Below are 23,869 nucleotides of genomic sequence, written 5' to 3' on the forward strand. Positions count from 1 at the left end.
GAGCCCCGAACGGAAGTGCCCGGAGGCGGGCCTCGGCCAGGTGCTCGTGGCCGTCCACACGGCAGGGGGCTACCGCGCGAAGCCGTTCGCGAAGTCGCCGTCCTGCGCTTCGTGCCGTGGGATGGAGCCGTAGTCCTCCGGCACGACGAAGTAGCCGCCGCGGCCGGTCGGTTCCCCGCCGGTGCTCGGCAGCACCCACGCCGTCCCTGAGCCGCCCTGCCCGGGGGCGCCGGCTGCCAGGTCGCTGTTGCCGTCGCCGTCCGCGTCGAGCAGGCGTACGGCGCCCCCGAACCGGTCGCCGTCCTCGGGAGCCGGGGCGTCCTCGGCGCCCTGCGCGCCCGCGGTCTCGCGGTCCCCGGCATCCTGCGTGCCGGCCGTGGGCCGGGCGACCAGCTGCGCCCCGCGGCCGGTCAGGCCCTTCGGTCCGCCCTTGAGCAGGGTCACGGCGCCCGCCGACGGCCCGTCCTTCTTCTCGGGACGGGACTGGTCGGGGGTACCGACGGCGACATCGGCGTAGCCGTCGCCGTTCCAGTCGCCGGCGTCGAGTGCGCCTCCGAACTGTTCCTCGTCGGCCTTCCTGCCCGGCACCCCTTCGGTGTCCTGGTCGATCTCGGTGTGCCGCGCGTCATCCGGCTCGGGCCCCTCGGCGGACCCGTAGAACACCTCCACGGGACCGTCGACGCTACTGTCCGCTGCGGCCCCCTCGGGGTGCCTGCGCGCCACCAGGTCGGCGTGACCGTCCTTGTCGACGTCACCGACAGCGGCGCCGGGGGCCAGGCCGGGGAGGGCTGATGTGTCGGGCTTCTCGAAGCCGTCCCCGCTGCCCGCGAGGTAGGCGGACTTCTTTCCGCCGCCCGCGGCGTTGTCCTCGTACTCGTGGGTGCTCACGAGGTCGTCGATGCCGTCGCCGTTCAGGTCTCCGGCCACCGTGTCGGACAGCGACGCTCCCTCGGGCAGCGGCTGCCGGGGCACCTCGGCGGTTGAGGCCGCTCGCCCGTCGCGGGTGAACGGCCCCTTCAGCAGACCCTTGCCGTCGCCGACCTGCACGACGAGGTCGGCGTGGCCGTCGCCGTCGAAGTCGCCGCCGACGAGGGTGTGCTTGCCGGGCTGGTCCACGCTGAAGTTGTCGGGCACATCGTCGAGATAGGTGCCACTGTCGGCCTCGAGCCCGTCGTCGGAGCCCCAGAGGACGAGGGCACCGCTGTGCGCACCGTCCTTCTTGGGAGCGCCGTAGGTATCGACGTCCGCGACCAGATCGGTGTAGCCGTCGCCGTCCAGGTCACGTGTCACGGCATGCTCGCCGAAGCCGACACCGTCGCCCCTCTTGGACGGGGTGCCGGTGGCCTCCTGGCCGATCAACTGGCGCCGCCCGGTCCTGCCCGCGTCGTCGGAGCCGTAGTTCACGGCCAGGTGGTCCGCGAAGTCGCTGAGTGCCACCAGGTCGGCGTTCCCGTCGTTGTCGAAGTCGGCTTGCGGCGCGGTCTTCGCGGGGCCGGTGTGACGGTGCCCTGCGGCCGGATCGCTCGCCGAACCGGTGACGCCGTCCCAGGCCAGCGGCACGGCGGCGGCGACGACCACGGTCGCTGCGGCAGCAACGGCGATACGGCCGTTCCGCCGACGGGAGGAACGCTGACGGAGGCCGATCCGCTCGGTCACAAGTTCTCCAGAAGCGCGTTGGCGGTTGTCACGGGGCAGCTCAGCGTCCGATGCCCCGCATGTTCCATTCCTTCTCCCGTCTCTGACTTCTGTTGGCCCCCTTGCGGTTGCACGCGCGCCACTTCGCCTTCGCGGACGCGGACGGCACCCGGCACGGGCGGCGTGGCGGCGAGGAGAAGACCGCCAGGGCCTTGTCCCCTCCCGGAGCAAGCCGAGCGGTCCGGAACCGGAGCAAGCCGAGCGGCCCGGAACCAGGCCGGTGTCAGCTCGCCGCCCGCTCCAGGGCCTCGAGGGAGCGGCCTGCGGTCTCCCGGATGAAGACGGCCGTGAACGCGAAAGCCAGGACGCAGATGCCGCCGAAGAGGGCGAAGGCCGCACCCGCGCCTGCCACCAGGAGGGTGGGGAAGACCAGTGAGACGGCGAAGTTCGCGGCCCAGTTGGTGCCGGAGCCGACACTGACACCCGTGCTGCGGACCCGGAGCGGAAAGAGTTCGGGCAGCATCACCCACAGCAGCGGTGCCCAGCTCAGTGAGTAGGCTACCTTGAACACCGCGAGGCTGGCGACGGCGGCCGCCTTGCCGGCGGTCTGGTCGAGCAGGCCGAGGGAGAAGACGGCGCACAGGGTGCCCATGCTGATCACCATCAGAACGAGCCCGGTGAGGAGCAGGGGCTTGCGGCCGACGCGGTCGACAAGACGCCCGGTGACGAAGGTGGTGCAGATCGACAGGGCTCCGAGTCCGACGCTGTTGAGCAGCGCGGCCGAGTCCCCGAACCCGGCCGCCTTGAGGATCGTCGGCGCGTAGAACACGATGGTGTTGGAGCCGATGACCTGTTGGATGACGGCCATGGCGACCGCGATGCCGAGACCGCGGCGCACCTGGCGGGTCGCGAACAGTTCCCGTACGCGGTTGCGCGAGTGGCGTTCCGTGTGTGCGGCGGCGTGGATGTCGCGGAGCGCGGCCTCGGCCTCGGCGGGCTCGTGCAGCCTCAGCAACACGGACCGGGCCTCGTCCGCCCTGCCCTTCGTCACGAGCCAGCGCGGCGTCTCCGGCTGGGGCCACATCCCGGCGAAGAGCACCACCGCGGGCACGACGGCGAGGCCGAGCATCCACCGCCACGCGCCCGCGCCCGACAGCGCGTACGAGGTCAGGTACGAGACGAAGATGCCTATCGCGATCATCATCTGGTTGAGCGTGGACACCCGGCCGCGGATCCGCGTCGGAGCCAACTCGGAGAGATAGCTGGGGATCACGGCGGAGGCGGCGCCGACACCGACTCCGGTCGCGACCCGGAAAGCGATGAGTGTCCACGGGTCGGTGGCCAGGGCCATGCCCAGCGCGCCCGCGCCGAAGAGGACCGCGGTCGCCAGCATCACCGGGCGGCGTCCCAGCCGGTCGGTGGCCGGTCCTGCGCCGAAGCAGCCGGCGATGGCGCCGACCATCAGCGAACTGACGAAAGCCCCCTGCATCCAGGAGCTCAGCCCGAGATCGCGGGTGAGGAACAGCTGGGCCCCGGCGACGATGCCCATGTCGTATCCGGACAGCAGTCCGCCGAACGCCCCGCACAGATACAGCAGGAAGGTGCGGCGGGACCGGGCGCGTGCGTCGGGTGCGGTGTGCGTCGTGGCCGGGACGGCGGCAGGCATGACGGGCTCCCTTGCTTGACGGCTGCGCCTTATTAGCGTCAAGTCTTCGTCGAAAATCAAGACGTCGGTGCCCAGTTCACAGGCTTGTGTCGAAGTGTTGACGAAAATAGCGGGCCTGGGCAGCATGGGCGCCATGGCAGTGGACAAGAACCCCACCGTGCTGCGCCAGCTGCGCTACGGAAACATGGAGCGCGTACTGGAGGTCCTCCGCCGCAAGGGCCCCAGCAGCAGGGCCGACGTGGCCACGGCCACCGGACTCTCCCGCACCACCCTGTCCGGCATCGTGGGCCGGCTCCTCGCCGACAACGTGCTGCTGGAGGAATCCGCCCCCCTGGACGGTGCTCGCGCGGGCCGTGGTCGACCCGTGCACCGGCTCACGCTCAACCCGAGCTCGGCGCAGGCTGTCGGCATCGAGATGGGCCGCGAACGTCTCAGGGTCGCGATCGCCAACGCGGCGCACGAGGTCACCGCGTCCGGCGGTGTCCACCGGCCGAACCGCGGCAGCGCCCGCGAACAGGCCGACTGCGCGCTCGCCCTGCTCCGTGACCTCGCCGAGCGTGAGGGCATCGACCTCGCGGGACTCAGCGGTGTCGGCATCGGTACGCCGGGCCCCGGGGAGACGACCGGTGGGGGCACGGGGCCGCTCGGCGACGCGCCCGGAGTGCCCCGGCACCGGCAGTCCGTCGCGGACCGGGTTGCCGCATCCCTCGACGTCCCCGTGCTCGCCGACAACAACACGCGCCTGGCCGCACTCGGCGAGGCCATCTGGGGCGCGGCGCGGGGCGCGGGTGACGCCCTGCACGTGACGTTGTCGTACGGCGTCGGCGGTGGGCTCGTCGCGCAGGGACGGCTGTTCAGGGGAGCTCAAGGCGCGGCGGGCGAGATCGGCCACATCAGCGTTGACCCCGAGGGCGCCCGCTGCTGGTGCGGAGGGCACGGCTGCCTGGAGCAGGCCGCGTCCGTGCCCGCGCTGCTGCGGGCCGCGGGCCGGCGCAGCTGGAGCCGGTTCACCGAGGCGCTCGCCGCCGGCGAGGAGCGCGCGTGCGCGGCCCTCGAACGCGCCGCGTGCGCCGTTGGCCGGGCCCTCGCGGCCGCGTGCAGCACGGCGAACCCGCAGCGCGTCGTCCTGGGCGGTGAGATCGCGGAACTGGGCCCTCTCTTCCTCGACCCGGCCGAGGCCGCCTTCCGCCGCTACACGGCCGCGCGGGTCAGCCGCGGTGTGCGCTTCGTCCCCGCAGCCCTGGCCGACCGGGCAGGGGCCCTCGGTGCGCTCGCCCTCGTCTTCCACGAGTCGCCCCTGCTCGCCGGGTATCCGACACGGGGCGCAGCGGCCCCGGGCGTGGCGGACGGGGCCTCGGCCGTCGCCGCGTCGTGATCCCGGTCCCGGCCCGACCGCACTCGAACGACCGGAAAGGCACCGCCGTGCGCACCAACATGCTCTTCCTCATGACCGACCAGCACCGGGTCGACACCCTCGGCGCCTACGGCAACCCGCACGTGCGTACGCCGAACCTGGACCGCCTCGCCGCGGAAGGCACCCGCTTCGACAGCTGCTACACCCCCACGGCCATCTGCACGCCCGCCCGGGCCAGCCTGCTCACCGGAGCCGCGCCCTTCCGGCACAAACTCCTGGCCAACTACGAGCGCAACGTGGGGTACCTGGAAGACCTCGCGGACGACCAGTTCACCTTCGCAGGGCAACTACGGAGTCAGGGCTACCACCTGGGCCTGATGGGCAAGTGGCACGGCGGCGTCCGGCGTACCGCGGCCGACTACGGCTTCGAAGGCCCTGACCTGGCGGGCTGGCACAACCCCGTCGACCATCCCGACTACCTCGCCCATCTCGAAGAACACGGCCTTCCCGGCTACGCCATCAGCGACCGGATGCGCGGCACCACTCCCAACGGGAGCCCCGGGAACCTCCTCGCGGCCCGGCTCCACCAGCCCGTCGAAGCGACCTTCGAGTACTACCTGGCCAGCCGCACCATCGAGATGCTCCACCGGTTCGCCGAGGCCGAGCAAGGCGGCGACGGCGCCCCCTTCTTCCTCGCCACCCACTTCTTCGGCCCCCACCTGCCGTACATCCTCCCCGACGCGTATTTCGACCTGTACGACCCCGGCCTGGTCGACCTGCCGGCATCGGTGGGGGAGACGTTCGCGGGCAAGCCGCCCGTCCAGAGCAACTACAGCAAGCTGTGGGCGTTCGACACCATGCCGATCGAGGAAAGCCGCAAACTGATCGCCGTCTACTGGGGCTACGTCACTCTCATCGACGAGCAGATCGGCCGCATCCTCGACTGCGTACGGGAGCTGGGCCTGGATGAGCGCACAGCGGTGTGCTTCACCGCTGACCACGGCGAGTTCACCGGCGCCCACCGGCTGCACGACAAGGGCCCGGCCATGTACGAGGACATCTACCGCATCCCTGGGCTGCTGCGGGTGCCGGGCGGGCCGACGGGACAGGTGCGCGACGAGTTCGTCTCGCTGACCGACTTCACGGCGACGATCCTGGAGCTCGCCGGCAGCGATCCCGCCCCGGCCGTCGACAGCCGGAGCCTCCTGCCGCTGGCGCGCGGCGAGCATCCCGAATGGGACGAGCACCACCTGGCCGAATACCACGGCCACCACTTCCCGTACCCGCAACGTATGCTGCGCACGCGGCGCTACAAGCTCGTCGTCAACCCCGAGTCGCACAACGAGCTCTACGATCTCCAAACCGATCCGGACGAGCTCCTCAACCGCTACGAGCACCCGGAACTACGCGGCGTGCGCCGGGAGTTGACCCACCGCCTGTATCACCTGCTGCGCGAGCGGGGCGACAACTTCTTCCACTGGATGACGCCCATGTACGACGTCCCGACCGACTACGACACCACTTTGTCCTCCTTCGAGAAGGAGGACGCCGACCCGCCGCGGTCGGCGGGCGAGCCCCGATGAGCCGGTTCGCCAGAGGGCTGTGATCACCCCGTTGTCCCGGCGCTCCGGCGCTGGTTGGCCTGGAAGCGCGCCTTCTTCTGGCGATTCCCGCACGTGTTCATGTCGCACCATCGGCGGGTGCGGCTCTGGCTGGTGTCGAAGAAGGCGGCCCGGCAGGTCGGTGAGGCACACAAGGCCAATTTCCCGTCCCGTTCGCCCGCGATGATGTCGATCGCGTCGGTGGCGATCACACTGAGGGCGTCTTCCACGCGGGAAGCGGAGCTGAGCCGCCAGCGCCGACCGCCCTCCGCCGTCAGGATCGCTGCGGCCCGACCCTGAGCGCTGCGGTCATTGATCACCTGGAGGGCGGGCACGGGGAGCGCGTCCTGGAGCGCGGCCGCCGTCGCGGCGGCGTGCACCGACTCCCTCAACTCCACGGCGAGGTCGAGCTGGGCAGGGGTGCAGTTGTCAACGGCGAGGCCGTACACCACCAGCCAGTCGATGAGTCGTTGCGGCGTGGGGATGCGCTCCACGGCGTTGCCATGACGCTCCGACAGAGTCCCCGTGAAGCTGGTAGCCAGCACGTTGCCGAGGCGGAAGTCGGGAAACCCATCACGCATGGAACCACCTTAGATGGTTGCGGCATGGCGCGGCAAACTGCTAGAACCGTCTTAGCCGGTTCGCGATGGATCGCGGCCGGTTCCGCGACGGCCAGGAGGCCCCCATGCCCCGTCCCACCGGCGACGTGCGAGCGTTCGAAGCCCACGCGACCGACGCCGACCTCGACGACCTGCGCGCACGCTTGGCCGCGGCGCGGCTGCCGGAGACCGAGACGGTCCACGGCGCCGCGCCCGGCCCCCCTCGTTGGGGACAGGGCGTTCCTCTCGCCGACCTCGTCGATGTCGTGCACTACTGGCGAACCGAGTACGACTGGCGGCTGTTTGAAGAGCGCCTCAACGAGATCGGCCAGTTCCGCACGACCATCGATGATCTGGGCATCCACTTCCTGCACCGCCGATCCCCGCGCGCGGACGCCACTCCGCTGATCCTCACCCACGGCTGGCCAGGCAGCGTTGCCGAGTTCATCGACGTGGTGGACGAGCTGGCAGATCCGAAAGACGCCGAAGCGCCGGCGTTCCACGTCGTGGCGCCCTCGCTTCCAGGCTTCGGTTACAGCGACAAGCCGACCACCACCGGGTGGGGGACCGAGAAGATCGCGGGCGCATGGGTGGAACTGATGGGAAGGCTCGGCTACGGCGAGTTCGTGGCCCATGGCGGCGACTGGGGAGGCAACATCACCACGGTTCTCGGCGGCAGGTTCCCGGCGCACGTCCTCGGCATCCACACGACATTCGCGGAGGCACCACCCGGTGTGACAACGGACGGGCTGACGCCGGCCGAGCGCGAGTGGACCGAGCAGACCCGCCATTTCTGGCGCCACCGCGCGGCGTACGCGAAGCAGCAGGCGACCCGGCCGCAGACCATCGGCTACTCGCTGGTCGACTCACCTGTCGGGCTCCTTGCCTGGATCCTCGACAAGTTCGCCGAGTGGTCGGATACCGAGGACAGTCCGTTCGAGACGATATCCAGGGACAGGGTCCTCGACGACGTCACCCTGTACTGGCTGACGCGGACCGGAGCATCGGCGGCCCGTATCTACTACGAGAGCCACAACTCGCTCGACCCCGGACTGCGGGTCGACGTCCCGTCGGCAATCACCATGTATCCCCGCGACGTCGAGAAGTCTCCGCGCGCCTGGGCACAGGAGCGGTACCGGCGGATCGTCCGGTGGAGGTCACCGGAAGCCGGAGGCCACTTCCCCTCGCTCGAGGTCCCCGGGTACTTCGTCGAGGACCTGCGAGAGGGCCTCGCGGCGGTGCTGGCCGCTCGCCGGTGAACGCGGGCCGGGCGCGGCGCTCAGTCAGTGGCGGGCCGCACAGCACAGAGCGCCGGTCACCCGTGCCCGCCACTTCCGTGTGGCACAGGGGCAGGTCAAACCGTGGTGCCGGGGAGCTTGTCGATCAGGGCCGTCAGCTCGTCGTACTCCTGCGGGGTGAGGTCGGTGAGCGGGGGCCGGACCGGGCCCGCGGTGTGTCCGGTGGCGGTCATGCCGGCCTTGACGATGCTGACCGCGTAACCGGCCTGGCGATTGCGGATCTCGGTGTAGGGCAGGACGAAGTCGGACAGCATGCGGGTCACGTCGGCCTGGCGCAGCTCGCGTACGGCGGTGTGGAAGTCGAGGGCGAACTCGGGCAGGAAGTTGAAGATGGCCGAGGAGTAGGTCGTCACACCCAGCTGAAGGTACGGCAGTGCGTACGTTTCCGCGGTCGGCAGCCCGCCGATGTAGGTGAGGCGCTCGCCGAGGCGGGCGTGGATGCGGGTCACGGTGTCGATGTCGCCGACACCGTCCTTGTAACCGATCAGATTGGGGCAGCTGTCGGCGAGACGGGCGACGGTCTGCGCCGAGTACACCGCGTTGGCGCGGCTGTAGATGACGACACCCAGGGACGTGGCGCGGCACACCGCCTCGACGTGCTGGGCCAGCCCTTCCTGGCCGGCTTCGGTCAGGTAGGGAGGAAAGAGGAGGACGCCGTCGGCGCCGCAGCGTTCGGCGGCAGTCGCGAACTCGACCGCGGTGGCGGTCCCATATCCGGCCGGGGCCAGGATCGGGGTGCCGTCGGGGGCGCTGTCGGTGGCGGCGGTGACGACCCGTTCGACCTCCTTGGGCGTGAGGGAGAAGAACTCGCCGGTGCCGCCTGCGGCGAAGAGTCCGCCGACGTCGTACCGGCCGAGACGGACGATGTTCCGGCGGTAGGTGTCCTCGTCGAAGGACAGGTCGTCCTTGAAGTGGGTCACGGGGAAGGACAGCAGCCCTGAGCCGATACGGCGGCCGAGTTCTGCCGGGGTGAAGGACGTCATGGAACTGCTTCTCCTGTGGTTGACGAGTGCGCGGGTCCGTTGGGCGAGAGGCGGTGGTGCGAGTCGGCGGCTAGGCGACTCGGTGGTTGCTCACATCGGCGGTTGCGCGAGAGGGCGGTTGTGCCGGCAGCGGCACGTCAGGGACGTGTGCCGGCCTCGTGGGTGGCGATCGTCCAGGCGCGGGCCTGCTCGCTGAGGGTGAAGCCGAGGCCGGGTCGGGAGGAGACGTGCATCCGGCCGTCGCGGATCTCCAGATGCTCGTTGAACAGCGGCTCCAGCCAGTCGAAGTGCTCCACCCAGGGCTCGATGGGGTAGGCGGCGGCGAGATGGAGGTGGATCTCCATGGCGAAGTGGGGCGCGAGCTGCAACTGGTGGTGTTCGGCCAGGGTTGCCAGCTTGAGGAACTGCGTGATGCCGCCGATGCGGGGCGCGTCGGGCTGGAGGACGTCGGCGGCGTCGTGGCGGATGAGCTCGACGTGCTCGGCGACGCTGGCGAGCATCTCGCCGGTGGCGACCGGGGTGTCGAGAGAGGCGGCCAGGGCGGCGTGGCCCGTGGCGTCGTAGGCGTCGAGGGGCTCCTCGATCCACACGAGGCCGTACTCCTCCATGGCACGGCCCATGCGCTGGGCGGTGGGCCGGTCCCACTGCTGGTTGGCGTCGACCATCAGCGGCACCTCGTCACCGATGTGCTCGCGCACCGCGGTCAGGCGGGCGAGGTCGTACTTCCCGTCCGGGTGGCCGACCTTGAGCTTGATTCCGCCGATTCCGCTGGCCAGGGCGGACTCGGCGTTGTCCAGTACCTGCTCGGTCGGGGTGTGCAGGAAGCCACCGGAGGTGTTGTAGCAGCGCACCGAGTCACGGTGGGCGCCCAGCAGTTTGGCCAACGGCAGACCGGCCCGCTTGGACTTGAGGTCCCACAGGGCGACGTCGAAGGCCGCGATGGCCTGGGTGGCCAGACCGCTGCGTCCCACGGAGGCGCCGGCCCACACGAGCTTGGTCCAGATCTTCCCGATGTCGCTGGGGTCCTCGCCGATCAGTGTCTCGGCGATCTCCTTGGCGTGGGCGAACTGGCCTGGCCCACCGGCCCGCTTGGAGTAGCTGAACCCTATGCCTTCGTGTCCCCGCTCGGTGGCCAGCTCCACGAACAGGAAGGCCACCTCGGTCATCGGCTTCTGCCGGCCGGTGAAGACCTTCGCGTCGCTGATCGGAGTCGCCAGCGGCAGCGTCACCGAGGACAGACGCAGCCAGGCGATCCGATCGAGTGTCGCCTCGCTCTCGGTACGCGCGGCATGAGAGGTCGTGTGCGTCGTGGTCACCACTTCGTGTCCCTGGGGTCGGCGGGTGCGGAATCGTCGGGGATGGGGAATCGTGCGGGCCGGTGCGGATCGTGGCAGCGCGGTGCGGGATGAGGCACGGTGGGCGTGTACTCCTGTGGCTCTCCCACCACCGCTGGAACGGTGAGCGGCCGTGGTGCGCTCTGTGCGACGGGTTCGACGCTAGGCGCGGTCACGATTTACGTCCAACATAAGTTTTGGATGCGCCCATTCAGGAAGAGCATCGTGCCGCACCCGTGTGGCGTGCGCGATCGGGCCCGAGACAGCCCCACCCGACATGTGCCCGGCATACGCGCGTCACGAAGGCGTCATTCAAGCACTGTATTGCAACCAACAAAATTGGACATGGACGTGCATCGTGCGGGTCCCTACGGTCAACTCAGCCACCGGTTCTGTGGCTCGGACCACACGCGGCAGCGCAGCCGCATCACCTAGGTCTAGGAGATCCGATCATGCCCGCTGTCGACCGGCAGGACGAGCCGACGACCGCCGTTGCCACCGCAACCGCCAGGACAGGTCGCGTCAGACACCTGATCCTGGCCATGCTCTTCGTCGTCACCACGATCAACTACGCGGACCGCTCCACCCTCTCCATCGCCGGCGACTCCATGCAGGAGGACCTGCACATCAGCTCCGGCGAGCTGGGCGTCCTCTTCTCCGCCTTCTCCTGGTCCTACCTCATCGCCCAGATACCCGGCGGCTGGTTGCTGGACCGGTTCGGGTCGAAGAAGGTCTACGGCCTGGCCATCTTCGTCTGGTCGGTCTTCACCATGCTGCAAGGCGCCATCGGCTTCTTCACCGGAGCCGCGGTCGTCCTGCTGTTCCTCCTCCGCTTCGCCGTCGGCTTCGCCGAAGCACCCTCGTTCCCCGGCAACTCGCGCATCGTCGCCGCCTGGTTCCCCACCAAGGAGCGGGGCTTCGCCTCCGCCCTGTTCAACTCCGCCCAGTACTTCGCCACCGTCGCCTTCGCCCCGCTGATGGGATGGCTCGTCACCGCCATGGGATGGGAGCACGTCTTCACCGTCATCGGCGGCCTCGGTGTGCTCCTCGCCCTGGTGTGGACGAAGGTCATCTACGCCCCCCGCAGCCACCCCCGCATCCAGAAGAGCGAACTCGACCACATCTCCTCCGGCGGCGCACTGGTCGACCTGGACGCCCCCACCACCGAGGGGGAGGCGCAGGCCAAGGGGGCCGAGGGGGCCAGGGAAGCCGCGGCTGGCAAGCAGAATCTGCGGCACATCGGGACGCTGCTGAAGAACCGCATCACACTCGGTGTCTTCATCGGCCAGTACTTCATCAACACCATCACCTGGTTCTTCCTGACCTGGTTCCCCGTGTACCTGGTGCAGGAGCGCGGCATGAGCATCCTCGAAGCCGGGTTCGTCTCCTCGTTGCCGGCCCTGTGCGGGTTCATCGGCGGCGTCCTGGGCGGCTGGCTCTCCGACCGCCTGGCCCGGCGGGGCATCAGCCTGACCGCCGCCCGCAAGATACCCATCGTCACCGGCCTGCTGCTGTCGACCAGCATCATCATCTGCAACTACGTGACCGCCTCCTGGCTGGTCGTGCTGATCATGTCGCTGTCCTTCTTCGGCAAAGGGATGGGCGCCCTCGGCTGGGCCGTCATGTCCGACGTCGCACCCAAGCAGATCGCCGGCCTCGCCGGCGGTGTCTTCAACACCTTCGGTGCCGTCGCCGGTATCGTCACGCCGCTCGTCATCGGCTGGCTCCTCGACGCCACCGGCTCCTTCGACCTGGCCCTGGCCTTCGTCAGCGCCTGCGCGGCCATGGCCGTGGTCAGCTACCTCGTCATCGTCCGCGAGATCAAGCGCGTCGAGCTGCCCGAGCACGGACACGCCACCGCATAAGCCGGCAGCCGATCACGTGCTCCACCTGACGTGCCTTCGAGCCATCTGGTTCGAAGGTCTCGTCATTTCCACCGCGGCGCACACGACCCCGACGAGGGGATCACCGCCTGGTGCGCCGCGCGCGCTTCGTGAGCCGCAGGACGCTCACCAGCAGGGCGACGAGTCGGGGACCGGTAAGAAACAGCAGCGCGATGCCGGCAACCACGGCAGAGGCGATCCATGAGCCGGCGGACCAGCCGCGTGCGCCTCCCGAGCCGCTGGGGGAGCCCCCGCCAGCAGCACCAGTCGTACTGCTCGCGCTGCTCGTACCGCCCATGCCGTTCATACCGCCCACGCTGGTCGTGGTGGCCATCCCACTCGTACCGCTCACGCCGTTCATCCCGCTCGTCACGTAGCGGCCGCCCGCGCTGCTCATGCTGCCCACACTGCCGCTCGAAGCCCCGGACGTCCCCGAGACGGCGAAGGTACGGGCCGGAGCGAGAGCGCCCGCTCCGGTGGGACCTCCCGTGGCGTCGGACGCGTGCGCGGGGCCGCGTACGGCAGTCGCAGCGGCGGCATACGAGGCGATGAACGTACCCCCGAGCAGGGCGACGAGTAAGGCGAGGACGGTCGTGATACGCATGGTTCCCCCTGTGGAGCGCAAGGAAGCGGAGTGCGACGGCTGCGAACGGACGACAGCCGTACCAGCACCCGACGGAACCCGGGCCCCGCCTTCTTCCTTCTTCCCGCCGGAGAGGGGATTCCCACAAGGAGGAGCCACCTACCCGCTGCCTCCCCGGCAAGCAGCGCCTGGCCGGGTGTCTGTCGTGCCGCGAGCGTCCCTTGGGGTTCGATACTTCCCGCCACGACCAGTCGGCCCGTTCCGGTTGTTCGGGCGGCGGCGACGAGTTCGAGTGGGCCGATGTCGCCGGCCCGGTAGGCGAGGAGGTCGACTCCGGCGGCACCGGACTGCTCGAAGCGCGCGGTGTCGGCGGCGATCTGTCCGGCGGTGCCGCCCAGGACGGTGGGACGACCGGTCGGCGCCCGGCTTGGCTCTCGGTCGCGTGCCCTGGGCTTCGTCGAGGACGGTGCCGAGTACGTGTTGCTCTCCCGCGCCCGAAACACCGACCCCCGCGCAGGGACCCTCCACCGATGGCCGCTGGAACACGGCACGAGTGCGGTACCGTCCCCGGCACCCGAAGAACCGGCGCAGTGAGGCAGCCCTCCCGCGGCGGTACTCCGAGTCGGAGCCGCACCCTGGTGGACGTCCGTGCACGGGAGAAGGTACGCAGCCATATCCTGCACGTGGTGACCCTGGAGAGTTGGCCCACCCGCAATCAGCGCATCCTCCGGGACCAACTACGCGCCCACCCCGAGGACGCGGCCCGGTACGCGAACCTCAAGCGGGCGATCGTCGACGCTGGTACGCCACCGGCTGTGTACGCGCGAGCCAAGACGGCGCTGGTGCAGGAGCTCACCGACCGTGCTCGCGCGCAACTCGGTCTGCCCCCGGTGCCCGTGTGGGAGAAGCAGTGAGTTTGTTGGACTCGGGGTGACAACACCCGCCAGAGCACCACCGGCCCGGCCGGGCGCCTGCGGGTGCCGTCGAGTGTGCTCGGCGGCTTCCCCCGCCTTCCAGCTCAGCCGCCCGACAGCGCAAGGGTGTTGAAGGAGATCCAGAGGTCGGGAGGCACGTGTCGGGCCGGCCTGGTACCGATCTGCGTTCCTCTGTCCACGCGTCGTCGGCGATCTCCCTGGCGACGCGCCGCCAGAAGCGCACAGCGGAGCTGTTGGCCTCCTGGAACGCGACTTCCCATGAGCCCGGGTGCTTGGCCACGATCTTCTGCACAGCGTGCAGCCCGATGCCTGTCCGCCGTGCGCCGCGCACCACGAAGAAGCTGTTCAGCACGCGTGTCGGGGCGCTCACCCCGCGGACGAACGCGAACCCGGCAGGACTCTCACCACGCGTGAGGAGATATGGCGCCCAGTCGGATGCCGAGAAGGCCCTGTGGAGCCGGTCGCTGCGGAAGGTTCCGTCGGCGTTGGGCAACCGACCGCCGAACTCCGACATGTCGTGGCTGAACATCAGCCAAAGCCGCTCCACGACGGCACGGTCGGCATCACCTGCGAGGCGAACGGATACGTCTGGCATGAGACTCATTGTGCCGCGCGTCAATCGGGAAGCTTCGCTGACGCTGACGAAGCGCGGCGTGGGCGGCGCCCGACGGCAGGCCGAAGCCATCAGGCGGCCGCGCGAGCCAACCCGCGCGGCCCGACGGCGCCGACCCCGATTTCGCTCACACCCCGCAGGGGCCGCGCGTTACGTCGGTGGGCACGTGAGTTTGGCCGCCACGGAGTCGAGGACCCAGTCCAGGCCCGTCGCGAAGGACGTCTCGGCGTCCACGTCCGTGCCGTCGTACACGGCCTTGGCCAGTGCCGGGAAGCGGCCCGTGGCGAGCATCCTCGTCACATGCGGACCGTGGGCGCGCTGCCAGTCGCGCTTGGACAGGCCCGTGGCGCGCTCGGCACGCGCATGCGTGATCTCGCGCCTGATCGCGCCGTTGATGTAGGCGCTGAAGGTCTCCGCGGCGCGCATGACGGTGTCGAGACCGGCGAGGCCGTCGAGGGCGGCCAGCGTCGCCTCGGTCACGGCGAGGCCGTTGGGGCCCAGGGTCGGGCGTCCGCCGAGCAGATCGGCCAGCCATTCGTGTCGGAGGGCGGCCTGTCTGGTGCGGTGGGCGAGGACGCGCAGCGCCTCCCGCCAGTCACCGGGCTGCTCCTCGGGGAGGATCTCGGCGTGGACCTCGTCCACCAAGAGGTCGAGCAGCTCCTCCTTGGTGGAGATGTAGCCGTACAGCCGCATCGGTCCTGCGCCCAGCCGAGCGGCGACCTTGCGCAAGGACACCGCTTCCAGCCCGCCCTCGTCGGCCAGCGCGACGGCGGCGGCAACGATCCGCTCCCGGTCGAGCGGCACGGGGCGGGCCGGCGGCTCCGGACGGTCCCAGACAGTCATGGGTCACACCGTACTGTTGCGCTGCATCGCCCCGTGAAAATACGGTGTATCGGCATGAGACGCCGTATCGCTGTGGTCGGAAGCGGCCCTGCCGGCCTGAGCCTCGCCCGCGTCCTGCACCGTCACGACCACCCCGTCGCGGTCCTCGAACGCGATCCCGCCCCGGACGCGCGTCCTCCGGGCGGCACACTGGACCTGCAGGAAGAGCTGGGCCAACTCGCGCTGGACAAGGCCGGACTGCTGGCGGAGTTTTGGGCGCTGGCTCGTCCCGAGGGGCAGGCCATGCGCATCCTGGACACGGACGGGACCGTACTGCGCGACTGGCAGCCCCATCCGGATGACACGGCCAATCCGGAGATCGACCGCGGGCAACTCCGCGATCTGCTGCTCGGCCCTCTCGACGTCCGGTGGGGACAGGGCGTCACGCAGGTGGTGCCGGGGGCCCGGGACGGCGTACTGGTTCATTTCGCGGACGGGCGGCAGGAGACGTTCGATCTCGTGGTCGGCGCGGACGGCGCCTGGTCCCGGGTCCGCCGGGCGGTCTCCTCGGTGACACCGCACTACACGGGCGTCACCCTGGTCGAGACGTCCCTGGACGACGTCGACACCCGCCATCCCGACCTCGCCCGATTGGTCGGCCACGGTTCCCTGGCGGTGTACGGCGTGAACCGCGCGCTCGTCGCCCAGCGCAACAGCGGCGGCCACGTCAAGGTCTACGCCCAGTTCCGCGCGCCACTGGACTGGCACAGGAACCTGGACCTGGCCGACGCCGAGGCCGTGCGCTCACGCCTGCTGGCTCTGTTCGAGGGCTGGACCGCTCCCGCCCTCGCTCTCCTCCGCCACGGCACCGCCTTCGTCCACCGTCCCCTCCACGTCCTGCCCGTGGCCCACACCTGGACGCATGTCCCCGGAGTGACGCTGCTGGGCGACGCCGCCCATCTGATGCCTCCGCTGGGAGCGGGCGCGAACTTGGCGATGCTGGAAGGCGCCGAACTCGCCGAGTCCCTCGCCACCGCAGGGCCGGCGGATATGGACGAGGTCGTCCGTGTCTTCGAGGACAAGATGTGGGCGCGCGCCGGCAGGTGGGCGCAGTTCACCACGGCCGGTCTGGAGCGCCTGGTGGGTCCGGACCCCGCCGAAGCCCTCGCCCTCTTCGACCAGGTCCAGCCGTCCTGACCGTCGCCCGTAGGCGCACGGCTGTCACCGCGACGGCGTCACGTGCAGGCCGTTCGGCGGGGCGAGGGGCCGGGCGGGTGACGACACGAACGGATGCGCTGGGGATCTACGCCGTGGACACGTAGACAAGAGGGGGCGCTCGACCCACGCCCGCCTGTGGGGCGTCGTGATGCGGGAGCGAACCGGCTCCGCGTGGTGCCTGCCGCCACGCGCCGGCCACCGAGCGCGTGGCAACGCTCCGACCAGCTCCGACCAGCAGGGAGACCGACCATTGACTGTGGGGGTATGCAGGACGCAGGCCGTCGCGGAGGTCCGGAGGATCCGCGTCGTCGGCACCTGCACAGTGCGTCGGCCGCCGCGTGGTGAGACCACACCCGGGGTGAGAGCGCCGGAGTCGGTGGCGGCCGCCCTATGACGGCCCGCCTCCGCCAGGGAGTCGCTGACCTGCACCCGGCCTACGCCGCCTTGGTGATGGCGACCGGCATCGTCTCCACCGGGCTTGCCTCCTTCGACTGGCAGGTGCTCTCCGACATCCTCCTGGCGGTGGCCGCCCTCGCCTTCGTTCTGCTCATGGCGGCTTATGTCTGGCGTGCGGTCGCCTTTCCCGGGCGGGTGCGGGCGGATTCCCGCGATCCCGGGCGGGCGTTCGGCTATTTCTCTCTCGTGGCGGCTCCCAATGTGCTGGCCAGTCGGCTGGCTCTCGACGGTCACCTGCCGGCCACCGCAGCTCTCGCCGCGGCGAGTATTCCGGTCTGGCTGGTGCTCACCTACGCGATCCCGGGCGCCATGGTGGTCGGACGCCGCCGGGGACCGGTGCTGCCGAGAACGAACGGCAGCTGGTTCATGTGGGTGGTCGGCACGCAGTCGCTGGCCGGCGTGACAGCCGCCATCGCCGCGGCAGAGCCCGACCTGACGGCGGCCTTCGCCCCGCTGGCCGTTGCGTTCTGGGGGATCGGGGTGGTGCTGTACCTGATGTTGGTCGGCCTCGTCACCGTCCGCCTCCTCGACGACCAGGTCACCCCGCACGCGCTGAGCCCGACCTACTGGGTCTACATGGGCGCCACGGCCATCAGCGTGCTCGCCGCGGCCGGCCTCCTCGCCTTGCCCGCCTCCCTCCCGGTCATGGCACAGACCCGGCAGGTGATCTCCGGGCTGGCGTTCCTGCTGCGGGCCTTCGGCACGTGGTGGATTCCGTTCCTGCTGTCGTTCGGCGTGCGGCGCCACCTGGTCGAGCGGGAGCGGGTGGGGTACGAGCCCACGCTGTGGAGCATGGTCTTCCCCCTCGGCATGTACGGCGCGGCGAGTGCGAGTTACGGCCGTGTGACGGGCATGGACTTCATGGTCGACATCGCCCGCGTGGAGGTGTGGATCGGCTTCGCCGCATGGGCTGCCGTGGCCATCGCCATGGGCAGGGCACTCCTGTTCCCCGGGGAGGGAGGCGCTGCCCCCGCACAGCACGAGGCACACGAGGTCCGGTGAGGTGCGGGCAGAGCCGTCGAAAGGCGCTGCGAAGGGGCGCTGCGCGGTAGGCGGGCAGTCGTCGCTGGCCCTCCGCAGCAGCGATACGAACGTTGATGGCCTTCTGCAGCGGCGAGATGAAAGGGACGGTGGAACATGAGCGGCGAGCGTGTCGCGGACATCTGGGGGCCGCGTGCCCCCTTCCCCTCAGGGGCCTCGTGGCCCCGGCGAGTGGACCAGTACCTCGTCGACGGAGTCGCCGAGGCCGACGTACAGGAGTGGGTGCGGGGCGCCTGCCTGCTGTGCTCCAACGGATGCGGGCTCGAAGTGGCCGTCAGAGACGGGCGGATGGTCGGTGTGCGGGGACGGGCCGAGGACCGCGTCAACCACGGACGGCTCGGCCCGAAGGGACTGTACGGGTGGCAGGGCCAGCAGTACGACCGGCTGACCACCCCGCTGATCCGCGAGGGCGGCCGGCTGGTGGAGACCGACTGGGAAACGGCCATGGCGGCGGTGGTGGGGCGCTCCCGGTCCCTGCTGGAGACCAAGGGCCCGCTCAGCCACGCGTTCTACACCTCAGGGCAGTTGATGCTCGAGGAGTACTACACGCTCTGCGTCATCGGGAAGGCCGGGATCGGCACGCCGCACATGGACGGCAACACCCGCCTGTGCACCGCCACCGCTGCCTCCGCTTTCCAGGAGTCCTTCGGCTCCGACGGCCAGCCCGGTTCCTACACCGACGTCGACAGCTGCGACGCCCTGTTCCTGTTCGGGCACAACGTCGCCGAGACGCAGACCGTGCTGTGGACCCGCATGCTCGACCGCCTCGACGCGGGTGACCCACCGCGGCTGGTGTGTGTGGACCCGCGGCGCACCAAGGTGGCCGAACGTGCCACGGTGCACCTGCCTGTCCGCAACGGCACCAACCTCGCGGTGATGAACGCTCTGGTGCACGAGCTGATCGCCCGCGGCTGGGTGAACGAGGGCTACGTGCGGACGCACACCGTGGGCTTCGACGAACTCGACCGTCTCACCCGTGACGCGACCCCTGAATGGGCGGCGGAGATCTGCGGGGTGCCCGCGCGCGACATCCGGGCGGCAGCGGAGATCTTCGGCACCGGTGAGCGGGTGGTCTCCACCTGCTCGATGGGCTTCTACCAGTCCCATCAGGCGACCGCGGCCTCTTGCCAAGTCAACAACCTCCACCTGCTGCGGGGCATGCTCGGCCGCCCCGGTGCCGGGATCCTGCAGATGAACGGCCAGCCCTCGGCGGAGAACAACCGGGAGGCCGGTTGCGGGCCCGCCCTGCCGGGCTTCCGCAACTGGGACAACCCCGACCACGTGCGTGAGCTGGCCGAGCTGTGGAACGTGGACCCGCTGGTGATCCCGCACTGGTCGGCACCCACCGATGCCAACGCCATCCTCCGCTTCGCCGAGCAGGGCTCGATCGGGTTCTTGTGGATCGCCGGCACGAACCCGGCCGTGTCCCAGACCGACCTCGCCCGCATCCGCCGCGTCCTCTCCGGCGACCAGTGCTTCGTCGTGGTCTCCGACGGCTACCGGACGGAGACCACCGAGCTGGCGGACGTGGTGCTGCCGGCGGCGCTGTGGGCGGAAAAGACGGGTACGTTCACCAACGTCGACCGCACGGTGCACCTCCAGGAGAAGGCCGTCGAGCCGCCCGGACAGGCCCGCGGCGACCAGGCCATCTGGACCGACTACGCCCGCCGTATGGGGTTCGCCGACAAGGACGGGCACCCGCTTCCCGCCTGGGACACCTCCGAGCAGGCCTTCGAGGCGTGGAAGGCGGCAAGCGCAGGGCGGCCCTGCGACTACTCGGGCCTCACCTACCAGAAGCTCCACGACGTCGGCGGCGTGCAGTGGCCGTGCACGAGCGAGGCGCCCAACGGCACCGAACGCCTCTTCACCGACGGCGTCTTCAACACCGCCGTGGAGAAGTGTGAGACCTACGGACACCACCTGGCGACCGGCGCCCCGGTCGGCGAGACGGCCTACCGGGCGCGCGGGGTCGACGGCCGGGCCATCCTCAAGACCACCGCCTACGACCACCCCTACGAGGAGCCCGACGCGACCTACCCGATGCGGCTGACCACCGGCCGCACCGTCTACCACTGGCACACCCGCACCAAGACGAAGCGGAGCCGCCAGCTGAACGAGGCAGCCCCCGCCATGTGGGTCGAGATCTCCGCCCCCGACGCGCAGCGGCTCGGCATCGCCGAGGGCGACATCGTGCGGGTCGCCTCTCGCCGCGGCAGCATCGAGGCACCCGCCCGGATCTCAGACGTGCGCGAGGGCGTGATCTTCGCTCCCTGGCACTACGGGGACCCCGAGTCCGCCGCCAACGAACTCACGCTCAACGGCTGGGACCCGGTCTCCAAACAGCCCGAACTCAAAGTCGCCGCGGTATCCGTCACTCTGATCCGCCCCGGGGACGGCCCCGCCCCGGCCCCCACCACCACGGCCTCCGCACCCGTGCGTCCTTTCGCCGACACCGGCAGGGAGTGAGAACAACCCCATGCACCTGGTCACCTACCTGCACTTCCTCCACGCGACGGAAGAAACGCTGAGCACCAGCTACCGGACGGTCTCCGACGGACACGTCGCAGACGGGGACGTGCACTGGACCACCGCACGCTTCGCCCGTCAGTGCACGGCACACGCTCAAGCGCTGGCACCCGTCCTGGAGCGCTGCGGACCAGCGGACGAACCCGCCCCGGACCGACTGCACGCCCAGGGAATGACCTCGACCCGCGACGGTCCGGCCGGCCTGCTGCGTGACCTGCTGGACCTCTACCAGCTCACCAACCTGGTCGACATCACCTGGACACTCGTCCGGCAAGCGGCCAGTGCCATCCGCGACCGCGACCTGATCCACCTCACCCAGCAGTACGGCGAGGAGACGAAGGACCAGCTCGACTGGCTCCGCATGCGGATGAAGGCCGCGGCGCCGCAGACCCTGATCGTCGCCACCTGAGCCGTCGTCGGCACGAAGCGACGGGAGGACGCGGAGGCTGCCTGTCGGCCTGCTCTCGGCGGTTCCCGCAACCGAGGCTGGAGGGTGCCCCATGGTTCACCGAGTTCTCAGATCCTTGGCTGAGGACGTGTGGGACGTCGTCCGTGCGGCGAGCCCGACACACCTGAGCCTGCGCACCAGGCTCGTGAAGGCCTTCGTACTCACCGTGATCGTCGACGTCATCGCCGGTGTCTGCATCTACTTCGCGGAGCGGCACGCCCCCACAACCGGGGTGCACAACTTCGGTGACGCCCTGTTCTGGACGACGGCACAGATGACGACGCTCTCGTCGTCGCTGACGAACCCACTCACCGGCGTCGGCAAAGCGATCTCCGTCCTCATCGACATCTACGCCATCACGGTGGTCAGCACTCTGGCGGGCATCTTCAGCGCCTTCTTCTACCGCCGTGGGGAGGAAGGCGAACAGCGCGGTGACCGGGACTGACCATCCGGCCCGAGCGATACGCGGTGTGCTTCAGCCGGGCTCGGCGACGGGGCCCGCGGAGGCGCGCGGCGCACCGTGGAGAGGGGAGGGTGTGGGCCGGGAGGTCACTTCTCCGCACGCCGCTCGTCGTAGTGACGGCGGGCGGCTTCGACCGCGTCGAGGTGCTCGGCGGCCCATTCCAGTACGGCGTGCACCGGGGGCCGAAGGGTCCGGCCCAGAGAGGTGATGCGGTACTCGATCGCCACCGGTTCCGTGGACACGACCGCTCGCTCGACCATGCCGTTGCGCTCCAGTCGGCGCAGGCACGCGGTCAGTGACTTGGGTGTGATGGCGGGCATGTGCTGTCGGAGTTCGTTGAAGCGTCGGGAGCGGTCGCACAACGCGGCCAATACCAGCAAGGACCACTTGTCGAAGAGCTGGTCGAGCAACTGTCGGCCGTCGCCGTCGAGCGCGACTTCGGACACGTCGGTCTCCTTCGCGATACCTGATTTCGTTGAAGTGTATCTACGCCACTAGATATACATCGGATACTTACCAGTCCGACGGCGAAGCGGGAACCATGACCGACGCGTACTCGACTCTCCAGATCTCTCTCTCCAACGGCGTGGCGTACGTCGTGATCGACAACCCTCCGCTCAATCTGCTCGACGCCACGCTGATGGAGGACCTGGACCGGTTCGCGGACGCCATGTCCGGCGACCGCGACATCCGGGTGATCGTGTTCGACAGTGCGGACCCGGACTTCTTCGTCGCGCACGGGGACATGACGACCGCCGACGACCCGGCGGCGTTCGCTGCCCTCACCGTCGCACCCGGCCAAGACCAGTCCCTCAACCCGATGATGAGACTCCACGAGCGCATCCGGTCACTGCCTCAGCTCACCATCGCCAAGCTGCGGGGGCTGGCACGCGGCGGCGGTGCGGAACTGCTGTCCGCGATGGACATGCGGTTCGCCTCGCTCGAGCGCGCCGGAATGGCCCAGATGGAATGCCGGCTCGGCATCATCCCGGGTGCAGGAGGCACCGCGTATCTGCCCGGCCTCGTGGGCCGCGCACGCGCCCTGGAGATCATCCTCGGCGGGCAGCTGGTCGATGCCGCGACCGCGGAACGGATCGGATGGGTGAACCGGGCCCTGCCGGACACCGAGCTCGATCACGTCGTCGACACCCTCGCCGCCCGCATCGCCGCTCTGCCGCCCGGTGTCGTCCGCGCTGCGACCGAAGCGGTCGACACCGCGGCCGCGTCGACCACTCACGGCCTGCGGAAGGCCGACGAACTGCTCAGCGGGCTCTTCGGTGAGCCCGCCGCGACCCGCCTCGCCAAGGCCGCATTGGCCGCCGGCGCGCACACCCGCGCGGGAGAGCGCCGCCTTGAGGCTCTTGTCGACGACATCACCTGAGTGCGAGGTCACTTGAGAGCTCGGCGGGCTACCCCATGACCGCCCGGGCCGCGTCGAGGAACACCGGCCGGTTCTCCTCCCGGCAGTCCCGTACACTCTCGCCGTCGAGCAGACCTTCCCCTGCTGCTCGCTTCTGAGCTGACATGCCGGCTGTCGTTCCATGCGCTCACCCCCGACGGAGCGTTCGCCGGCAGACCCCGTGAAGATGAACCGCGCCTACGCGAGGTCCTTCCGCATCAACGTGCAGATGGTCTCGTAGTGGCGCAGCGATCCGTCAGCGGCCTGCTCGTCCCACGCGTCCGGCTGACGGCCGTAGGCGGCATACCCCAGCCGTTCGTACAGGGCCCGTGCCCGGGAATTGTGTTCCTCCACCGCCAGCTCGGCGTGCCGCAGACCGCGGCTCCTGATGCGCAGTTCCGCCGCTTCGACGAGGAACGTGCCGATCCCGCACGACTGCAACGCGGGGTGGACTGCCAGTTGCCACAGAGTGCCGACACCGTCCTTGACCTGGTAGTCGACGCCACCCTTCGCCACAGGGATATCGGTCGCGGGACAGACCGCAAGGTAGTCGACCTCACCGGCCCGCGCACGTTCCAACTGCCGCGCGACAACGGACAGGTGGTGGTCAGACCCTGCCCACCCGCACGATGCCAGGTCCGCGCGCACCAAGTCACGGGCTGACAGCTTCAACACGATGTTGGTCATCTTCCGTACCTCCGGCCGCCCACCTGTTGACGAGCCCAGCCCGACAACGTCACCCCCAGACGGTATTCCACGGGTTCCTCGCGTAGCCGTTCGCGGCAGAGGGGAGTCGCATGTGACGAGGACGGGATCAGACGGTGGTGCGGGAGGGGCCACCGCTCCAGGGGCCTAGGAGTTGTCTTCAAATGTCACGCCCACATCAGGAGCGAGGCGAGGGTGACGGCTGCTTGGTAGGACTCGGCGGTCTTGTCGTAGCGGGTCGCGATGCCACGCCACTGCTTGAGTCGGTTGAAGCACCGTTCCACGACGTTGCGCCGCTTGTAGAGCC

At 69.9% G+C, this 23,869-nt stretch carries 21 protein-coding genes and 1 pseudogene; 11 read left to right on the forward strand and 11 right to left on the reverse strand.

Annotation, left to right across the window (positions count from 1 at the left end; genetic code table 11):
* Positions 1 to 69 precede the first annotated feature (69 nt).
* Together DTL70_RS28345 and DTL70_RS28350 are read right to left on the reverse strand one after the other, a co-directional pair.
* Positions 70 to 1,656, reverse strand: coding sequence for an FG-GAP and VCBS repeat-containing protein (locus tag DTL70_RS28345; protein WP_181861120.1), 1,587 nt, complete (start codon positions 1,654 to 1,656; stop codon positions 70 to 72).
* Between the two features lie 262 nt (positions 1,657 to 1,918).
* Positions 1,919 to 3,301 (reverse strand): sugar porter family MFS transporter, encoded by a 1,383-nt coding sequence (locus DTL70_RS28350; RefSeq protein ID WP_114024868.1) that lies wholly within the window; start codon positions 3,299 to 3,301, stop codon positions 1,919 to 1,921.
* A 133-nt stretch (positions 3,302 to 3,434) separates the two neighbouring features.
* On the opposite strand from DTL70_RS28350, the gene DTL70_RS28355 reads away from it, so the two are divergent.
* Positions 3,435 to 4,676: an ROK family transcriptional regulator gene (locus tag DTL70_RS28355; RefSeq protein ID WP_181861121.1), complete on the forward strand. Its 1,242-nt coding sequence runs from the start codon at positions 3,435 to 3,437 to the stop codon at positions 4,674 to 4,676.
* A 59-nt stretch (positions 4,677 to 4,735) separates the two neighbouring features.
* The gene (locus DTL70_RS28360) at positions 4,736 to 6,238 is read left to right on the forward strand and encodes a sulfatase family protein (protein WP_114024891.1); all 1,503 of its coding nucleotides are present in this window, start codon (positions 4,736 to 4,738) and stop codon (positions 6,236 to 6,238) included.
* Between the two features lie 23 nt (positions 6,239 to 6,261).
* Here DTL70_RS28360 and DTL70_RS28365 read toward each other — a convergent pair whose 3' ends face one another.
* Entirely contained in the window at positions 6,262 to 6,837 is a 576-nt protein-coding gene (locus tag DTL70_RS28365; protein WP_114024870.1) for a CGNR zinc finger domain-containing protein, read from the reverse strand.
* 104 nt (positions 6,838 to 6,941) lie between these two features.
* Here DTL70_RS28365 and DTL70_RS28370 point away from each other — a divergent pair, with 104 nt between their 5' ends.
* Entirely contained in the window at positions 6,942 to 8,114 is a 1,173-nt protein-coding gene (locus tag DTL70_RS28370) for an epoxide hydrolase family protein (protein ID WP_114024871.1), read from the forward strand.
* A 95-nt stretch (positions 8,115 to 8,209) separates the two neighbouring features.
* Here the strand turns inward: DTL70_RS28370 and kdgD are convergent, their stop codons facing one another.
* Both kdgD and DTL70_RS28380 read right to left on the reverse strand, forming a co-directional pair.
* Positions 8,210 to 9,136: a 5-dehydro-4-deoxyglucarate dehydratase gene (kdgD, locus tag DTL70_RS28375; RefSeq protein WP_114024872.1), complete on the reverse strand. Its 927-nt coding sequence runs from the start codon at positions 9,134 to 9,136 to the stop codon at positions 8,210 to 8,212.
* Between the two features lie 137 nt (positions 9,137 to 9,273).
* The gene (locus DTL70_RS28380; protein WP_114024873.1) at positions 9,274 to 10,455 is read right to left on the reverse strand and encodes an L-talarate/galactarate dehydratase; all 1,182 of its coding nucleotides are present in this window, start codon (positions 10,453 to 10,455) and stop codon (positions 9,274 to 9,276) included.
* A gap of 467 nt (positions 10,456 to 10,922) precedes the next feature.
* Between DTL70_RS28380 and DTL70_RS28385 the strand changes: the two genes are divergently transcribed.
* Positions 10,923 to 12,335 carry an MFS transporter gene (locus tag DTL70_RS28385; RefSeq protein ID WP_114024874.1) on the forward strand — a complete coding sequence of 471 codons (1,413 nt, stop codon included), beginning with the start codon at positions 10,923 to 10,925 and terminating at the stop codon, positions 12,333 to 12,335.
* Positions 12,336 to 12,435: 100 nt separating this feature from the next.
* Here the strand turns inward: DTL70_RS28385 and DTL70_RS28390 are convergent, their stop codons facing one another.
* Complete coding sequence (locus tag DTL70_RS28390; RefSeq protein WP_114024875.1) at positions 12,436 to 12,957, reverse strand: hypothetical protein; 522 nt, start codon at positions 12,955 to 12,957, stop codon at positions 12,436 to 12,438.
* 509 nt (positions 12,958 to 13,466) lie between these two features.
* On the opposite strand from DTL70_RS28390, the gene DTL70_RS34845 reads away from it, so the two are divergent.
* Positions 13,467 to 13,850, forward strand: coding sequence for a GrpB family protein (locus DTL70_RS34845; protein ID WP_114024876.1), 384 nt, complete (start codon positions 13,467 to 13,469; stop codon positions 13,848 to 13,850).
* A 104-nt stretch (positions 13,851 to 13,954) separates the two neighbouring features.
* Here the strand turns inward: DTL70_RS34845 and DTL70_RS34515 are convergent.
* A pseudogene (locus DTL70_RS34515) lies at positions 13,955 to 14,466 on the reverse strand (GNAT family N-acetyltransferase).
* A gap of 168 nt (positions 14,467 to 14,634) precedes the next feature.
* On the reverse strand, positions 14,635 to 15,327 hold the full coding sequence (locus DTL70_RS28405) for a TetR/AcrR family transcriptional regulator C-terminal domain-containing protein (protein ID WP_114024877.1): 693 nt from the start codon (positions 15,325 to 15,327) through the stop codon (positions 14,635 to 14,637).
* A 54-nt stretch (positions 15,328 to 15,381) separates the two neighbouring features.
* On the opposite strand from DTL70_RS28405, the gene DTL70_RS28410 reads away from it, so the two are divergent.
* The 5 genes from DTL70_RS28410 to DTL70_RS28430 all read left to right on the forward strand — a co-directional run bounded on the left by DTL70_RS28410 (position 15,382) and on the right by DTL70_RS28430 (position 21,440).
* The gene (locus DTL70_RS28410; protein ID WP_114024878.1) at positions 15,382 to 16,503 is read left to right on the forward strand and encodes an FAD-dependent oxidoreductase; all 1,122 of its coding nucleotides are present in this window, start codon (positions 15,382 to 15,384) and stop codon (positions 16,501 to 16,503) included.
* 411 nt (positions 16,504 to 16,914) lie between these two features.
* Positions 16,915 to 17,982: a tellurite resistance/C4-dicarboxylate transporter family protein gene (locus tag DTL70_RS28415; RefSeq protein WP_114024879.1), complete on the forward strand. Its 1,068-nt coding sequence runs from the start codon at positions 16,915 to 16,917 to the stop codon at positions 17,980 to 17,982.
* A 135-nt stretch (positions 17,983 to 18,117) separates the two neighbouring features.
* Positions 18,118 to 20,487, forward strand: coding sequence for a molybdopterin oxidoreductase family protein (locus DTL70_RS28420; RefSeq protein WP_114024880.1), 2,370 nt, complete (start codon positions 18,118 to 18,120; stop codon positions 20,485 to 20,487).
* A 10-nt stretch (positions 20,488 to 20,497) separates the two neighbouring features.
* Entirely contained in the window at positions 20,498 to 20,956 is a 459-nt protein-coding gene (locus DTL70_RS28425) for a hypothetical protein (protein WP_114024881.1), read from the forward strand.
* A 115-nt stretch (positions 20,957 to 21,071) separates the two neighbouring features.
* Positions 21,072 to 21,440: a hypothetical protein gene (locus tag DTL70_RS28430; protein WP_181861122.1), complete on the forward strand. Its 369-nt coding sequence runs from the start codon at positions 21,072 to 21,074 to the stop codon at positions 21,438 to 21,440.
* Positions 21,441 to 21,544: 104 nt separating this feature from the next.
* Here DTL70_RS28430 and DTL70_RS28435 read toward each other — a convergent pair whose 3' ends face one another.
* Positions 21,545 to 21,904 carry a winged helix-turn-helix transcriptional regulator gene (locus tag DTL70_RS28435; RefSeq protein WP_114024883.1) on the reverse strand — a complete coding sequence of 120 codons (360 nt, stop codon included), beginning with the start codon at positions 21,902 to 21,904 and terminating at the stop codon, positions 21,545 to 21,547.
* Between the two features lie 95 nt (positions 21,905 to 21,999).
* Here DTL70_RS28435 and DTL70_RS28440 point away from each other — a divergent pair, with 95 nt between their 5' ends.
* The gene (locus tag DTL70_RS28440) at positions 22,000 to 22,839 is read left to right on the forward strand and encodes an enoyl-CoA hydratase/isomerase family protein (protein ID WP_114024884.1); all 840 of its coding nucleotides are present in this window, start codon (positions 22,000 to 22,002) and stop codon (positions 22,837 to 22,839) included.
* Positions 22,840 to 23,055: 216 nt separating this feature from the next.
* On the opposite strand, the gene DTL70_RS28445 is transcribed toward DTL70_RS28440, so the two are convergent.
* Entirely contained in the window at positions 23,056 to 23,544 is a 489-nt protein-coding gene (locus DTL70_RS28445) for a GNAT family N-acetyltransferase (RefSeq protein ID WP_114024885.1), read from the reverse strand.
* 185 nt (positions 23,545 to 23,729) lie between these two features.
* On the reverse strand, positions 23,730 to 23,869 hold a 140-nt coding region (locus DTL70_RS28450), incomplete at its 5' end, for a transposase (protein WP_147266794.1).

This window comes from Streptomyces diacarni, from assembly GCF_003323715.1.
Taxonomy (GTDB): Bacteria; Actinomycetota; Actinomycetes; order Streptomycetales; family Streptomycetaceae; genus Streptomyces; species Streptomyces diacarni.

Bases quoted from the DNA above. Each gene is read 5' to 3' on its own strand.
- DTL70_RS28350 (WP_114024868.1), bottom strand. From the start codon at position 3,301: ATGCCTGCCGCCGTCCCGGCCACGACGCACACCGCACCCGACGCACGC.
- DTL70_RS28355 (WP_181861121.1), top strand. From the start codon at position 3,435: ATGGCAGTGGACAAGAACCCCACCGTGCTGCGCCAGCTGCGCTACGGA.
- DTL70_RS28425 (WP_114024881.1), top strand. From the start codon at position 20,498: ATGCACCTGGTCACCTACCTGCACTTCCTCCACGCGACGGAAGAAACG.
- DTL70_RS28410 (WP_114024878.1), top strand. From the start codon at position 15,382: ATGAGACGCCGTATCGCTGTGGTCGGAAGCGGCCCTGCCGGCCTGAGC.
- kdgD (WP_114024872.1), bottom strand. From the start codon at position 9,136: ATGACGTCCTTCACCCCGGCAGAACTCGGCCGCCGTATCGGCTCAGGG.
- DTL70_RS28360 (WP_114024891.1), top strand. From the start codon at position 4,736: ATGCTCTTCCTCATGACCGACCAGCACCGGGTCGACACCCTCGGCGCC.
- DTL70_RS28420 (WP_114024880.1), top strand. From the start codon at position 18,118: ATGAGCGGCGAGCGTGTCGCGGACATCTGGGGGCCGCGTGCCCCCTTC.
- DTL70_RS28385 (WP_114024874.1), top strand. From the start codon at position 10,923: ATGCCCGCTGTCGACCGGCAGGACGAGCCGACGACCGCCGTTGCCACC.
- DTL70_RS28415 (WP_114024879.1), top strand. From the start codon at position 16,915: ATGACGGCCCGCCTCCGCCAGGGAGTCGCTGACCTGCACCCGGCCTAC.
- DTL70_RS28445 (WP_114024885.1), bottom strand. From the start codon at position 23,544: ATGACCAACATCGTGTTGAAGCTGTCAGCCCGTGACTTGGTGCGCGCG.
- DTL70_RS34845 (WP_114024876.1), top strand. From the start codon at position 13,467: ATGGCCGCTGGAACACGGCACGAGTGCGGTACCGTCCCCGGCACCCGA.
- DTL70_RS28365 (WP_114024870.1), bottom strand. From the start codon at position 6,837: ATGCGTGATGGGTTTCCCGACTTCCGCCTCGGCAACGTGCTGGCTACC.
- DTL70_RS28370 (WP_114024871.1), top strand. From the start codon at position 6,942: ATGCCCCGTCCCACCGGCGACGTGCGAGCGTTCGAAGCCCACGCGACC.
- DTL70_RS28440 (WP_114024884.1), top strand. From the start codon at position 22,000: ATGACCGACGCGTACTCGACTCTCCAGATCTCTCTCTCCAACGGCGTG.
- DTL70_RS28390 (WP_114024875.1), bottom strand. From the start codon at position 12,957: ATGCGTATCACGACCGTCCTCGCCTTACTCGTCGCCCTGCTCGGGGGT.
- DTL70_RS28405 (WP_114024877.1), bottom strand. From the start codon at position 15,327: ATGACTGTCTGGGACCGTCCGGAGCCGCCGGCCCGCCCCGTGCCGCTC.